Annotated in this window: 12 protein-coding genes; 5 read left to right on the top strand and 7 right to left on the bottom strand. The window is 72.3% G+C overall.

Going from position 1 to position 13331, the window contains the following annotated elements; translation table 11 throughout:
* Positions 1-302 precede the first annotated feature (302 nt).
* Positions 303-2441, top strand: a complete 2139-nt coding sequence (locus tag VFW79_RS02135; protein ID WP_329675665.1) for a putative bifunctional diguanylate cyclase/phosphodiesterase — start codon at positions 303-305, stop codon at positions 2439-2441.
* A gap of 60 nt (positions 2442-2501) precedes the next feature.
* Here the strand turns inward: VFW79_RS02135 and VFW79_RS02130 are convergent, their stop codons facing one another.
* Genes VFW79_RS02130 through VFW79_RS02120 form a run of 3 tightly spaced genes read right to left on the bottom strand, consistent with a single transcriptional unit; the run spans position 2502 to position 5871 of the window.
* Complete coding sequence (locus VFW79_RS02130) at positions 2502-3341, bottom strand: transglutaminase family protein (protein ID WP_329675664.1); 840 nt, start codon at positions 3339-3341, stop codon at positions 2502-2504.
* A complete protein-coding gene (locus tag VFW79_RS02125; protein ID WP_329675663.1) occupies positions 3338-4267 on the bottom strand; it encodes an alpha-E domain-containing protein in 930 nt (309 codons plus the stop codon). The genes VFW79_RS02130 and VFW79_RS02125 overlap by 4 nt, the downstream gene beginning before the upstream one ends.
* Positions 4261-5871 (bottom strand): circularly permuted type 2 ATP-grasp protein, encoded by a 1611-nt coding sequence (locus tag VFW79_RS02120; RefSeq protein WP_329675662.1) that lies wholly within the window; start codon positions 5869-5871, stop codon positions 4261-4263. The genes VFW79_RS02125 and VFW79_RS02120 overlap by 7 nt, the downstream gene beginning before the upstream one ends.
* Before the next feature lie 128 nt (positions 5872-5999).
* On the opposite strand from VFW79_RS02120, the gene VFW79_RS02115 reads away from it, so the two are divergent.
* The gene (locus VFW79_RS02115; RefSeq protein WP_329675661.1) at positions 6000-6560 is read left to right on the top strand and encodes a type II toxin-antitoxin system PemK/MazF family toxin; all 561 of its coding nucleotides are present in this window, start codon (positions 6000-6002) and stop codon (positions 6558-6560) included.
* Between the two features lie 239 nt (positions 6561-6799).
* Complete coding sequence (gene rpsT / locus VFW79_RS02110) at positions 6800-7060, top strand: 30S ribosomal protein S20 (RefSeq protein WP_109132103.1); 261 nt, start codon at positions 6800-6802, stop codon at positions 7058-7060.
* A gap of 132 nt (positions 7061-7192) precedes the next feature.
* Here the strand turns inward: rpsT and VFW79_RS02105 are convergent, their stop codons facing one another.
* Together VFW79_RS02105 and VFW79_RS02100 are read right to left on the bottom strand one after the other, a co-directional pair.
* Positions 7193-8524, bottom strand: coding sequence for a helix-turn-helix domain-containing protein (locus VFW79_RS02105; RefSeq protein ID WP_329675660.1), 1332 nt, complete (start codon positions 8522-8524; stop codon positions 7193-7195).
* Positions 8525-8687: 163 nt separating this feature from the next.
* The gene (locus tag VFW79_RS02100; RefSeq protein WP_329675659.1) at positions 8688-8825 is read right to left on the bottom strand and encodes a hypothetical protein; all 138 of its coding nucleotides are present in this window, start codon (positions 8823-8825) and stop codon (positions 8688-8690) included.
* A 207-nt stretch (positions 8826-9032) separates the two neighbouring features.
* Between VFW79_RS02100 and VFW79_RS02095 the strand changes: the two genes are divergently transcribed.
* The gene (locus tag VFW79_RS02095; RefSeq protein WP_329675658.1) at positions 9033-9767 is read left to right on the top strand and encodes an EAL domain-containing protein; all 735 of its coding nucleotides are present in this window, start codon (positions 9033-9035) and stop codon (positions 9765-9767) included.
* Positions 9764-10546 carry an EAL and HDOD domain-containing protein gene (locus VFW79_RS02090; RefSeq protein ID WP_329675657.1) on the top strand — a complete coding sequence of 261 codons (783 nt, stop codon included), beginning with the start codon at positions 9764-9766 and terminating at the stop codon, positions 10544-10546. Before VFW79_RS02095 ends, VFW79_RS02090 begins: the two co-directional genes overlap by 4 nt.
* Here the strand turns inward: VFW79_RS02090 and holA are convergent.
* Both holA and VFW79_RS02080 read right to left on the bottom strand, forming a co-directional pair.
* Entirely contained in the window at positions 10529-11461 is a 933-nt protein-coding gene (gene holA / locus VFW79_RS02085) for a DNA polymerase III subunit delta (protein WP_329675656.1), read from the bottom strand. The genes VFW79_RS02090 and holA overlap by 18 nt on opposite strands.
* Positions 11391-13331, bottom strand: a complete 1941-nt coding sequence (locus tag VFW79_RS02080) for a ComEC/Rec2 family competence protein (protein WP_329675655.1) — start codon at positions 13329-13331, stop codon at positions 11391-11393. Before VFW79_RS02080 ends, holA begins: the two co-directional genes overlap by 71 nt.

Here is a 13331-nt window from a genome sequence, read left to right as displayed (position 1 = left end):
GCTCGGGATCGGGGACAACTCGGGGGTGCTCCGGCTTCGCTTCGGGAGGTGGGGGGACGGCACCCCCATGGTCCCACGGCAACGGATGCGATCGGCCACCGGACGTGGGCGGCGTAGCGGGGACCAGGCGCACTTCGCCCGGCAAGCGGGCGACATCTAGCCGCCAAGAGGGCGATCTCTGGTTCGAGCGATGGCCGCTGGACGTCCGTTCGTGCATGCTCGGAGTGAACGCGCGCCTGCCGACCATGCTCCCCCAGACCCGGTGAGCCTGGCACAGCGCCGACGCTCACGAGGGAGGGGCGGTGGGCACCGCAGTTCCGCGCCCAGCGACGAGCAGCCTGAGCGCGTCCAGGGTGCTGATCGACGCACTGCAAGAGGGTGTCCTGATCGCCGACCCCGACGGACGTGTCCTCGAGGCCAACGCAGCGGCGACCGCCATCCTCGGTGTGCCCCGCGACCAGCTCATCGGCGGTCACCTCGACGCGGCTCTCCGGGGCGCCACGACGATCGACGGCACGCTGCTCCTCCCGGATGACCGACCACCCGTGGTCGCTGCACGCACCGGTGAGACCGCGAGCGCCGTCGTCGGGCTGCGACCGGGAACGTCCGACCCGCTCTGGCTCCGCCTCTCCGCGAGCCCCCTCTCACCGGCCGACGGCGATGGCGACGAGCCCGGCCGGCCAGCTCTCATCGTGACGATGGTCGACGTGACGACCGAGCGGCTGCGCACGGACGAGCTGCGCCGTAGCGAGGAGCGGTTCCGGCTCACCTTCGAGGACGCCGCGATCGGCATGGCGATCGTGTCGCTCGACGGCCGGTTCCTCCAGGTGAACCAGGCGCTCGTCCAGAGCCTCGGGATACCGCGCGCCGAGCTCCTGGCCCTCACCTTCCAGCAGATCACGCATCCCGACGACATCGACGCCGACCTCGAGCAGCTCGCCCTGCTGCTCGACGGCGCCATCCCCGGATACCAGGTCGACAAGCGGTACGTGACGCCATCGGGATCCGTCATCCGGGCCCGTCTGACGGTCTCGCTCGCGCACGACGCCGCGGGACGACCGCTGCACTTCATCACCCAGGTCGAGGACGTGACGGCGATGCGACGCGCGCAGGACGTCCTCGAGCACCGCGCGCTGTACGACCACCTGACCGGGCTGGCCAACCGCTCGCTGCTGCTCGACCGGCTCAATCACGCCCTCGCCATGCACGCGCGCAACGACAAGCTCGTCGCGGTGGTCTTCGCCGACCTCGACCACTTCAAGCGGATCAACGACTCGCTCGGCCACGACGCAGGCGATCGCATGCTGCGTATCGTCGCCGACCGCATGCGGACGTCCGTGCGCCCCGGTGACACCGTCGCGCGGATCGGCGGCGACGAGTTCGTCGTCGTCCTTGAGCAGATCGACTCGGCCGAGCAGGCCGGCGAGCTGCTCCAACGGATCCAGACCTCCGTCGAGCTGCCGCTGCAGCTCGACGGGCACCTGCTCCTGCCCCTCATGAGCGCGGGGTTGACCGTCGACGACGGCAGCGGCGACGCGCTGCGCGTCCTGCGCGACGCCGACACCGCGATGTACGTCGCGAAGAACACCGGGCGGGGCCGATGGGTCATGTTCGGCGAGGAGCACCGTCGTGCGGCCCTCGACCGGCTGTCCGTCGAGGGAGACCTCCGTGCCGCGATCGAGAACGGCGACTTCGAGCTGCACTACCAGCCGATCGTCGACCTCGCCTCGCGCGACGTGTCCGGATACGAGGCGCTCGTGCGCTGGCGGCACCCGGAGCGCGGCCTGGTGCTGCCCGAGTCGTTCATCGAGATCGCCGACGACGCCGACCTCACCCCCGAGCTCGGATCCTGGGTGCTCCGTGAGGCAGTCGCCTTCCTCGCCCGGCACCCCGAGCTACCCGGCAGGCTCTACATCAACGTGTCACCTCGTGAGCTCGGCCGCGTGAGCCTCGCGCCCGGCGACGGTCCCGACCGCCTGCCCGGCGGTCTCGCCCGGCTGATCGCGCAGACGCTCGAGACTCACGGGGTCGCCCCGAGCCGGCTCGGGATCGAGATCGCCGAGGCCGCCGTGCTCGAGGCGACGGAGCACACGCGGGCCGAGCTCGGGAACATCGCCCGGCTGGGCGTCGCGGTGCTCCTGGACGACTTCGGCACCGGGTACTCCGCGCTGCTGTCGGCGCTGGCGGCGCCCGTCACCGGCGTCAAGCTCGACAGGTCGTTCACGACGCGGCTCGGGGAGGGCGGTTCAGCCGACCGCGTGAGCTCCGCCGTCGCGGCGATGGTCGCGTCGCTCGGGAGCTACGGGATCGCGTCGGGCCTCGAGACCGAGGAGCAGGCGATCACCGCGCTCTCGCACGGCTGGCAGCACGGGCAGGGCTGGCTCTTCGGCCGACCCCTGCCCGAAGCGCTCATGGGCCCACCCCGCGCGCCTCGCGGGTGATCAGCGCGTCGCCGGCTGGCCGCTCCGCGAGCGTCCGGCGTGCCGCGAGCGGGCGGCCGGTCACGACTCGCGCGTGATCCGCACCTGGACGTCGAGGTCCTGGGTCCCGGGGCCCGCGAAGATCCCGCGCAGCGGTGCCACGTCGTCGTACGACCGTCCCCTCGCCAGCACGACGTGCTGCGGGCCCGCCGGCACCCGGTTCGTCGGGTCGTACGGATGCCACTCGCCCGCCCACCACTCGATCCAGGCGTGCGACTGCCCCACGAGCACCTCGCCGACCTCACCGTCGCTGCTGGGGTACAGGTAGCCCGAGACGTAGCGGACCGGGATCCCGATGCTACGCAGGGCGCCTGCGGCGAGGTGGGCCATGTCCTGGCACACGCCCTTGCGGGCGGCCCACGCCTCTGCCGCCGGCGTGTGGACCGCGGTCACGCCCGGGACGTACTCGAGCTCGTCGCGCAGTGCGCTGCAGATCGCGATCGCCGCCTCGTGCGGGTCGCGGCCCTCGGCGTGCTGGGCGGCGAGCAGGACGACCTCGTCGGGAGCCAGCGTCGTCGGCGTGTCCGCGAGGAACTCCGCGAGCCGGTCACGCAGCTCCGGACCACGCACGGTGTCCCATCCGGTCGTCGTCTTGGCCGGGGTCCGCTCGTGGATGTCGATCCGGTGCTCGGCGACCACGACGAGCAGCTCGTGGGGCGCGAGGACCTCGAAGGCCGTGACGGCGCTGCCCCAGTAGTCGCGGTACTCGTACGACCACGTGAGCGGCTGGATGTCGAGGCGCGTCTCGAGGACGGTCTGGCCCGGCTGCGCGACCGGTGTCATGCGCGCCTCGTTGTACGACGCCGTGACGGGGCCCGCGTAGCGGATCGACGTCGTGTGCACCACGTGCAGACGGCTCATAGCGCCTCTCCGACCCAGTTGGTGAGATGACCGGACGGGAAGTACCGCATGCGGATGGCGTCGCTCGCGGCCGAGCACGCGCGCTGCACGCTCTCCATCTCGTCGGGCAGCGAGTCCAGGACCTCGAGGAGCGGACGGTACTCGAGCCGGGTGCGGGCGAGCCCGAGGTGCCGGCGCGCCTCGTCGAGCCCGGTGCGGTCGCTGACGGGGTCGAGCGCCGTCAGGCATGCCTCGGCCTGCCCGAGCGCGAACACGATCGAGCGGGGGAACAGCCGGTCGAGCAGCAGGAACCCGGCGGCCCGCTCGTCCGAGGCCGACCCTCGATGGGTCCGCAGGTAGGCCTCGTGCGCGCCGCAGGAGCGCAGCAGGGTGGTCCATCCCGGACCCGTCGTGCCTGCGAGCGCGCGCGTCGTCAGGAGTCGCGCGGTCATGTCGGCACGCTCGATCGACCGGCCGAGCACCATGAACTGCCATGTCTCGTCGCGCGAGGTCACCGAGTCCATGAGCCCCGCGACGACGGCGGCCCGCTCGCGCACCCAGGTGAAGTAGTCGTGCGGCCGCGCTGGGTGGACCTCCGCGGGGAGCCTGTTCCACGATGCGTTCAGGCACTCCCAGAGGTCGGTCGAGATGATCTCGCGCGCCCGGCGCGCGTTCTCCCGCGCCGCGACGAGAGACCCGGCGATGGCCGACGACGACACACGGTCGTACGCCAGCATGTCGAGGACCTCCTCGCGGCCGACCTGCACCTCGGGCGGCGGAGCAGTCCGGTCCATGACGGACAGCAGCAGCCGGCACGCCGTGTCCTCCTCCGCCCAGGGGTCCTCGAGCAGGCTCTGGACGTGGACGTCCAGCAGGCGGGCCGTGTCGTCGGCCCGCTCGACGTAGCGACCGATCCAGAACAGCGACTCGGCGATGCGGCTCAGCACGTCGATGCCTCCTGCGCGGTCGTCGCGGCCCCGGGACCAGGTGCGCGGCGGGACTGCTGCTGCTGCCTGACCTGGACCCGCAGGCCGTGGGGGTTCGGGTCGGTGTTCCCCGCCGTCGTCTGCGGAACGCTCGCGGGGAGCTCCGCCGCCACGACCGGAGGCCGGCGGGGAACGCCCGCCCCGAGCACCCACGTGTCCTTCGACCCGCCGCCCTGCGAGCTGTTGACCACGAGCTCGCCCTCGGGCAGCGCGACCCGTGTGAGGCCGCCCGGCAGGACCCAGATCGACTCGCCGTCGTTCACGGCGAACGGCCGGAGGTCGACGTGCCGCGGTCGCAGGGAGTCGCCGATCAGCGTCGGCACGGTCGACAGCTGCACGACCGGCTGCGCGACCCAGCCGCGCGGGTCCTCGACCAGGCGAGCCCGCAACGCAGCGAGCTCCGCGCGGCTCGCGCGGGGGCCGACCACGAGGCCCTTGCCGCCCGAGCCGTCGACCGGCTTCACGACGAGCTCGTCGAGGCGGTCGAGGACCTCCTCGAGCGCACCCGGGTCCTCCAGGCGCCACGTGTCGACGTTGTCGAGCAACGGCTCCTCGCTGAGGTAGTACCGGATCAGGTCGGGGACGTAGGTGTAGACGAGCTTGTCGTCGGCGACGCCGTTGCCGACCGCGTTGGCGATCGTCACGGTGCCCGCCCGAGCGCAGGTCATGAGGCCCGGGCTGCCGAGCAGCGAGTCGGAACGGAACGCGACGGGGTCCAGGAACTCGTCGTCGACCCGGCGGTAGATGACGTCGACGCGCCTGCGACCCTGCGTCGTGCGCATCCAGACGCGACCGCTCGCGCAGAACAGGTCACGCCCCTCGACGAGCTCGACGCCCATCGACCGTGCCAGCAGCGAGTGCTCGAAGTAGGCACTGTTGAAGACACCCGGGGTCAGGACCACGACCGTCGGCTCGTCGACGCCGGACGGGGCCGCCGCGACGAGGGCCGCGAGCAGCCGGCGCGGGTAGTCCTGCACCGGGCGGATCCGCAGCGCGGCGAACAGCTCCGGGAAGGTCTGCGCCATCGCGCGCCGGTTGGACAGCACGTAGCTGACCCCGCTCGGCACCCTGACGTTGTCCTCGAGGACACGGAAGTGGCCGACCTCGTCGCGGATGACGTCGATCCCGGACACGTGCACCCGGACACCGTTGGGCGGCTGGATCCCCCGCGCGGCCCGGTGGAAGTGCGTCGAGGACACGATGAGGTGCCGCGGGACAACCCCGTCGGCGACGGCCTTCTGCGGGCCGTACACGTCGGCCAGGAATGCCTCCAGCGCCCGCACACGCTGGGCGACACCGGGGGCGACGTGGTCCCACTCCTCACCTGTGAGGACGCGCGGGGCGACGTCGAGCGGGAAGGGGCGCTCCTCGCCCGCGAAGTCGAACGTCACCCCCTGGGCGAGGTACGACCGCGCGAGGGTGTCGGCCCTGGCCCGGAGGTCCGCCGCCGACAGACCGGAGAGCGCCGCGTGGACCTGCTTGTACGCCGGACGTGGTCCGGTCGCGCGGTCGAACATCTCGTCCCACGCTGCGCCTGCCGGGTAGTCGTCGAACACGTCCTCCATACGCCGGAACCTAGTACCCGTTTGTCACCAGCATGTGTCGGACTCCCCGGTGGCTGCGGCCGGGCTCGTCCGGCGCTGCGACTGCCGTGCCGGTCGCGTCGTGCGGTCGTGGTCGTTAGGGTTCCGACGTGGCCGCATCGACGTGGAACCGAGTCCTCCGTGCGGGTGCGGAGATCCTGCGATCCGTGGTGACGTCCGCCGGGCGCCCGGCTCGCAAGAGCGCACCGCGGTCCACGCCACGGTCCACGCCCGCGGGCCGCACGACCCCACCTGCCCCGCACCCGGGCCCCGGCCGTGCGCCGTATCCCGGCGACTTCACGGGGGTCGTCCATCCGCGATACGCACCCCGACTGGACGGTGACGCCGACCCCGGCGAGGTCGTCTGGACATGGGTCCCGTTCGAGGACGACCCGACGCAGGGCAAGGACCGGCCGGTGCTCGTCGTCGGGCAGGACGCGCGGTGGCTGCTCGGGCTCATGCTGACGAGCAAGGACCACGACCGGGACGCCGCCGACGAGGCCCGCTGGGGACGCCGCTGGTACGACGTCGGCGCGGGACCGTGGGACGCCCAGCGCCGTCCGAGCGAGGTCCGGCTCGACCGGGTGCTGCGCATCGATCCGGGCGCGATCCGCCGGGAGGGCGCGATCATGGACGAGGCGACGTTCGACCGCGTCGTCCGGCAGCTGTAGCGACGATCGGGGTGCGACGGTCGGAGCGCGCGGCCCGGCCCGGCCGCTGCTTCCGCCCGGCACCGCGAAGTGGGCCTTCGCGGCCCGTGCTGCTATTCTTGACGCTCGCGTGTCCGCCCAGGTCGGCGGGCACAGATCCAGTTCTTCACCGCGGGTGTCCCCACGCCCAAGTCCCGGGGCTGGACAAGCCCTCTACGACCTCATCGATCGCCCCGGCGAACACACAAGGAAGTCCATACGTGGCCAACATCAAGTCTCAGATCAAGCGGATCGGCACCAACGAGAAGGCGCGCCTGCGCAACAAGGCCGTCAAGTCGGAGCTCAAGACGCACGTGCGCCGCGTGCGCGAAGCTGTCGCCGGTGGCGACAAGGACGCCGCAACGGTCGCCCTCGTCTCGGCGTCGCGCAAGCTCGACAAGGCGGCGTCCAAGGGCGTCATCCACGCCAACCAGGCAGCGAACAAGAAGTCGGCTCTCGCGAAGGCCGTCGGCAGTCTCTGAGTCCGCCGTCGGTCTCTGACCGACGCAGTCCCGGACACACGAAGGCGTCACCCCCCCTGCGGGGTGACGCCTTCGTGGTTGTCCGGCCTTCGTGCCGTGCCACCCGCCCCGACCGGCGGGCGCCCCGGGCGATCAGCTCGCCGAGGACGCGCTCCACAGCTCCTGGAGAGCGGCTGGCACAGAAGGTCGGAATCCTGCTTCCCGAAGGGCCCGGTCAAACGCCTCCGCCGCGCCGGCGATGTCGCGGTTGCCGAGGAGCCTGTCCCCCAGCTCGCGCCACGCTGCCGCCGACTGACGACTCGCAGACATCATCCCGAGCATGTCGGCCGCCCACTTGTAGGCCTCGGCCGACGCGGTGATGTCGCCCTTCGTGTGCAGCGCGTCACCCAGCGCGAGCTGAGCGACCGCCTTCTCCAGACGTGGCTGGTCACCCAGACGGGCGATGGCCGCCCGCGCGCAGCGCTCAGCGTCGTCGGCATCACCCAGGATGAGGTGCGCCCGTGAACGCTCGACGTCGACCCGTGCGAGCTCGACCTCCGAGCCCGCCGCCACGAGGTCGGGACCGGCCAGGTCGAGCTGGCGGAGCGCCTCGATCGGCTCGGCCGGCTCGCTCCGCAGCAGGAGCCACGCGTAGTTGAGTCGCAGCCGCGGCACATCCCGGCTGACCTCGCCACCGTCGAGCAGCGCGAGCGCCCGCTCGGTGTAGCGCTGCGCGAGGTCGTAGTCCCGACGCTGCTCGGCGACGAGCGCCGCGTTCCAGTAGACGCTTCCCCGGCCACGCGGCGTGCCCTGCTCGTCGGCCTGGCGCACCAGCTCGGACGCGCGGTGCGTGGCGTACAGGAGGTCGCCGCGCTCGACGTAGGCCCACAACAGTGTCGAGGCAAGCCGCAGATGCTCGTCCGTGCCGGACAGGCCCGCCTTCTCGAGGTCGGCGACCACCCGCTCGCCCACCTCGATGCTCCGGTGCAGGTCGCCCGCCTCGAGGTAGGAGGCGACCAGGCCCGTCGCAACACCCGCGGCGTCGAGATGGTGGCCGCGCGCCTGGGCGTCGACCAGCATGGGCTCAAGGATCGCGACCGCCGACTCGAGATCGCCGAGACCCTCATGGGCTCGGGCGAGAGTCAGCAGCGCCTCCACCTTGAGCGCGTGCGTGACACGGTCCAGGTCGAGGCGCGAGATCCGCTCGCGAGCTGACGCGGCCGCGCCGGACCTCACGTCGAGCTTGGCGAAGTCGACCTCGAGCCGGGTGCGAGCCTCGTTCGGGCCGTCGGCGCCGAACTTGAGGAACTCCACCGTGGAACCCATCCGCGCGGCGAGGACCGCGAGCGCCGCGTCCGTCGGCTCGCGCCGGCCGGCCTCGATCAACGAGATGTAGCTCGGTGAGAATGCCCCTCCGGCAAGCGCCGTCTGGGAGAGGCCTGCATCGATCCGCCCCTGGCGGACTCGGTCAGCAATGGTCGTCATGTTGGGTCACTGTACCTGTGACAGTTGGGAATGTCTGCACCTTGGTCGCGATTCACTGCAGGTCAACCATCTCACGGGCCAGCGGGGTGTGGTGACGAGTACGAACCCCGCCCGCCACCACACCGAGCCAGCCCTGCCGCGGACGCGGCGGTCACACCCTGCTTCACCTCAGGATGTCGCGGCAGCACCCGGTCGCGCCGCCGAGCGGCGTGTAGTCGGTGGCCTGGGAGGTGCTGGCAGCGCTGATCGAGATGAGCACGGCGACGACGACGGCGGTTGCGGACTTCAGGGTGGTGCGCACGGTGGTTCTCCTGTCACAGTCGACTGACTCGATGTCAGTCATATTGTGACGCCTCTGTGCGGTGTTGTCGCGCACTCGGCGGGTGAGTTCGTCGCGGCGTACGACCCCCAGTCACGCGGCACTTGGCGCACGATATGGCCGCCTTCACCCGGTGTTCACACAGATGGGTGAGTGTCATGTTCCGCAGTATGTGGTGTCATTGTTGACATGACTGACGAGTCCTGGTGGGAGCCCGAGCGGCAGCTCGGCGCTGCCGTCGATGCGGCCATCCCCGAGAGCGCACGCCGCGAGTGGGACCAGCGCGTCGTTGACGAGCCCGTGCTGATCGGCCGCCAGGGCATCTTCACCCACCGGATGCGGCCGTTCGCGTACCAGCTCTCCTACCGTTCCCCGGACCTCGAGCCGCTCGGCCCGGGCGCGTGGACCGAGTTCCAGCACGAGCGAGCCACAGCTCACGTGCTGCGATCGACCTTCGGACGGACGAACCTCGAGGAGGTCTCGCACGGTCGATGGCTCTTCGTCCGGTTCCCGCGCGCCTACCTCCTGGGCGACCTCCCGATCCCTGAGCGTCCTGACCGGCTCGTCATCGAGATCGCCGAGCACGTCGAGATCGACCACCGGGTCCTTGCCGCCGTCCGGGCCCTGCGCGACCGCGGCTTCCGCATCGCGGTGCCGGGGTTCGTCAACCGGCCCGCGCAGCGCCTCCTGCTCCCCCACGCCGACTTCGTCAAGATCGACGTCCGCGACCTGGACGTCGAAGGACGACCTGTCGTCGAGCTCGCCCGCTCGTACGGCGCGCTGCTCATCGCGGAGTTCGTCGAGCACAGCTGGCTTCTCGAGCACAGCCGTGACCTGGGCTTCGACCTCCTCCAAGGCAACCTGCTCGAGCCGGCGACCGTCCTGGACAGGTCCGCGGCCAGGATCGCGAGACGTGTCGCATGAGCAGCCTTCCGGTCGAGCGGCACGTAGCAGCTCCCCGTGACCCCTGGACGATCCGCAGCGTGCCGGTCCGCCCGACGGGCGCGGCTCCCTCGTCCGTCGTGTGGATCAACGCCGACACCGGCCGGCGTGCGCCGCACGCGGCAGCACCCTGGCGCGCGCGGCTCGGTCGCCAGCCGATCGTCACGCCCGACGGTCGAACCATCGGCTACGAGTTCCTCTACCGTGCACCGTCCCGGCGACCGGTGCGGGTCGACCGCTGGACGCCCGCACGTCAGGACGGAGCGACCGAGGCGGTCCTCGACTGCGTGTTCGGCGGATCGGGCGTCGCGAGCGTCGCCGCCGACCACCTGGCGTTCGTCAACGTGACGCGCTCGTACCTGGTCGGCGAGCTGCCCCTCCCGCTCGACCCGGCACGGCTCGTCCTGGAGATCGTCGAGTCCGTCCCCGCCGACCCTGCGGTCCTCGCGGGCGTCAGGGCGCTGCGTGCTCGCGGCTACCGGATCGCGATCGACGACTTCGTCGGGCTCGACGACCAGGTGGCGCTGCTGCCCCACGCCGACTACGTGAAGCTCGACATCCGCGACCTCACGCTGCAAGGGACCGCACTGATCAAGCTCGCCGCACGGTTCGGGGCCGTCCTCGTGGCTGAACGCGTCGAGGACCTCTCGACACTCAAGAAGTGCGCCGCCGCCGGGTTCACGCTGTTCCAGGGCAACGTGGTCCAGCCGACGATCGTGCTCGAGCGCGCCGCGGCCGTCCCCTCACCGCGCGCTGGCTGACGCGACCCGCAGCACGGCCCGCTCCACCGCGAACTCAGGGTCGCGACTCGCGCCCTTGACCTCGGCATCCGCCTGCGCGACAGCTGTGATCGCCGCCGCGAGCGACTCGGGCGTCCAGCGCGTCAGGTCTCTCAGGGCCCGGTCGACCTGCCACGGCGCGAGCCCCAGGTCGCGGACTGCCGCCGAGCCGCGCCCCCGGGTCGCGGCGACCTTGGCAAGGATGCGGAGCTTGGCGGCGAGCGCCGCCACGACCGGAACAGGGTCGACGCCGGTTGCCAGGGCGTGCCTCAGCAGCGCGACCGCCTGCCCGGCGTCCCCCTCGACGGCGGCGTCTGCTACGCGGAAACCCGTCGCCTCGATGCGCCCGCCGTAGTACCGCTCGACGACGTCGACACCGATCGCGCCGGTGGTGTCGGCCGCCAGCTGGGCGCACGCCGACGCAAGCTCACGCAGGTCGCTGCCCACCGCGTCGACCAGAGCGCGCACCGCAGCAGCGTTCGCGCGGCGTCCGGCGCGTCGGAGCTCCGCCGTCACGAACGCCGTCTTGTCGCCGTCCTTCTTCACCGGCTCGCACGAGACGACGACGCTCTCGCCGGCGCGCAGCGTGTCGAGCAGCTTCTTGCCGCGCTGCCCGCCCGCGTGGCGCAGGACGAGGGTCACGTCCTCCTGAGGGGCCTCGAGATAGGCGAGCGCGTCCGCGATCAGCTCGTCCGTCGCACGTTCCACGTCCGCCACGACCACGACCCGGTCCTCCGCGAAGAGCGAGGGGCTCGTCACGACCCCGAGCGTGCCGCCCGCGTACTCGCTCGCGTCGATCCGGGTGACCTCGACGCCTGCATCGCGTTCACGGGCCAGCCCGATGAGACGGTCGACCGCCCGGTCGGCGAGGAGCTCCTCCGGGCCGGACACGAGCACGACGGGCGCGAGCTGTGCCTCGTCCCACGCGAGACCGGCAACGGCCCCGCCGGTCGAGGGTCGGCCGGTCGTCCGGGGGGTTCGCGTCGCGGGTGGCACGCACCAAGAGTGCCATGACCGACTGACGGGTACGTTCGCGCCCTGAATGCCCCGCTCTCGTGCTCGACCCCGACGCGATGAGGTCGAGCTCGAACCTCGGGTCGGGTGCAGAGGCCGGTTCGAGCGCAGGCGTCGACGCGCGGTCCGCGTGGGACGTGCTCGGGCGTCCGTGCAGGACGAGCGCGAGCAACGCAGCCGTTGCGAGAGCGAGCAACGCGGCCCCGGGTGGTCCGGCCAACCACGGCACCTGAGCCCCCGGCAGCGAGACCGCGGTCCGTGCGACCGCGCCGATCCACCAGCACGCCGCGCCCGCGACGGACGCCAGCACCGAGGCGCCTGCCGGCCACCACGGCGCGACGAGTGCCGCAAGCAGACCGATGACGGTCGCGGGAGCGACAGCCAGGTCTGCCAGGAGGTTCGCCGGCACCGCGTACGTCGAGACGGCGGGACTGAGCAGGATGACCACCGGTGCGCAGACGGACTGCGCCGCGACAGGGACCGCGAGCGCGTAGGCGATCGGTGTCCCGACCACACTCGACCAGCGGGCCGCCAACGGCTTGGCGAGGAGCACGAGGCCGGCGGTCGCGAGCACTGACAGGACGAACCCGATCTCGCGTGCCAACCACGGGTCGGCGACGAGCAGGACTACGACCCCCGCGCTCAACGCCGGCATCGCCCGCGCCGGCCGCCCGACCACGAGCCCGGCGACGCCGAGCGCACCCATCGCCGCGGCGCGCAGGACGCTGGCACCGGGGTGGACCAGCACGACGAAGCCAGCCAGCGCCGCGACGAGCACGACCACCCGAGCCCGTCGGTGCATCCGCATGGCGCCCGCACACGCCAGCACCGCAGCGCCGACGAGGGCGAAGTGCGCTCCCGACACCGCGGTCAGGTGGGTCAGGCCGGCGCCTCGCATCGCGTCGGCAAGATCGGTCGGCAGGGCCGAGGTGTCCCCGACGGCGACACCCGGCAGGAGGGCGCCCGCGTCTCCTGGGAGCGTCGATGCGACACCGGCGAGTGCCGACCGCACGCGCGCCGCCCAGCCGAGCCACGGGCCGGGGTCGGCCAGCACGCTCGGCGACCCCGACGTGACGAGGACAGCCACGGCACGCGAACCCGGCTCGGCAGCCGACAGCCGACCGGACGCGGCGACCTCGCTCCCGTAGACCGCGTCGGACCAGCCGCTGCCTCCGAGGACGACGACCGGCGCCGCCGAGGCGCTCTCGACTCCGCCGGCCCCGACACTGTGGGTCGAGAGCTCCACCCGAAACCTCGCCGGTGCCCCCGGCCACGAGCTCGCGACGGGCACGGCATCGCTCTCGACGGTTCCGGTCACACGGACCACGGCCCGCTCCGCGGCCAGCGCTCCGATACCGCCCGCCTGGCGCGCTCGGAGCTGCGCTGCGCCGGCCCCGAGCACCACCGTGAGCACGGCCAGCACGAGGACAACCTGACCTGCCGTGCCGACAGCCACGACGCGGCCGCCGCTACCTTCGCGCCCGACGCTCCCGGCGCCCCCACAGTCCGGGACTGCCCGCACGTCACCGGCGTCACCGGCACGCTCCCTCGTCGGCGGCCGCGGTACCTGCACGCCGTCCACAGCCGCGACCCGGCTGCGCCGTCGGGCGAGGTCGACGGTCGCCACGCCCAGGACGGCGGCCACGGCGGCGAGCCCAGCCGCAAGCTGCGGCGACATCACCACGACCGCGACCGCGGCCACCCAGGCTGTGCACGCCGACGGCACGAGGCGCAGGTCCAGCCCCTCGCCCAC

The organism is Cellulomonas sp. (assembly GCF_036279715.1).
Taxonomy (GTDB): domain Bacteria; phylum Actinomycetota; class Actinomycetes; order Actinomycetales; family Cellulomonadaceae; genus Cellulomonas_A.
This window is presented reverse-complemented; position numbering and strand designations above follow the sequence as displayed.

Bases quoted from the DNA above. Each gene is read 5' to 3' on its own strand.
- VFW79_RS02090 (WP_329675657.1), top strand. From the start codon at position 9,764: ATGAGCAGCCTTCCGGTCGAGCGGCACGTAGCAGCTCCCCGTGACCCC.
- VFW79_RS02095 (WP_329675658.1), top strand. From the start codon at position 9,033: ATGACTGACGAGTCCTGGTGGGAGCCCGAGCGGCAGCTCGGCGCTGCC.
- VFW79_RS02130 (WP_329675664.1), bottom strand. From the start codon at position 3,341: ATGAGCCGTCTGCACGTGGTGCACACGACGTCGATCCGCTACGCGGGC.
- VFW79_RS02120 (WP_329675662.1), bottom strand. From the start codon at position 5,871: ATGGAGGACGTGTTCGACGACTACCCGGCAGGCGCAGCGTGGGACGAG.
- VFW79_RS02105 (WP_329675660.1), bottom strand. From the start codon at position 8,524: ATGACGACCATTGCTGACCGAGTCCGCCAGGGGCGGATCGATGCAGGC.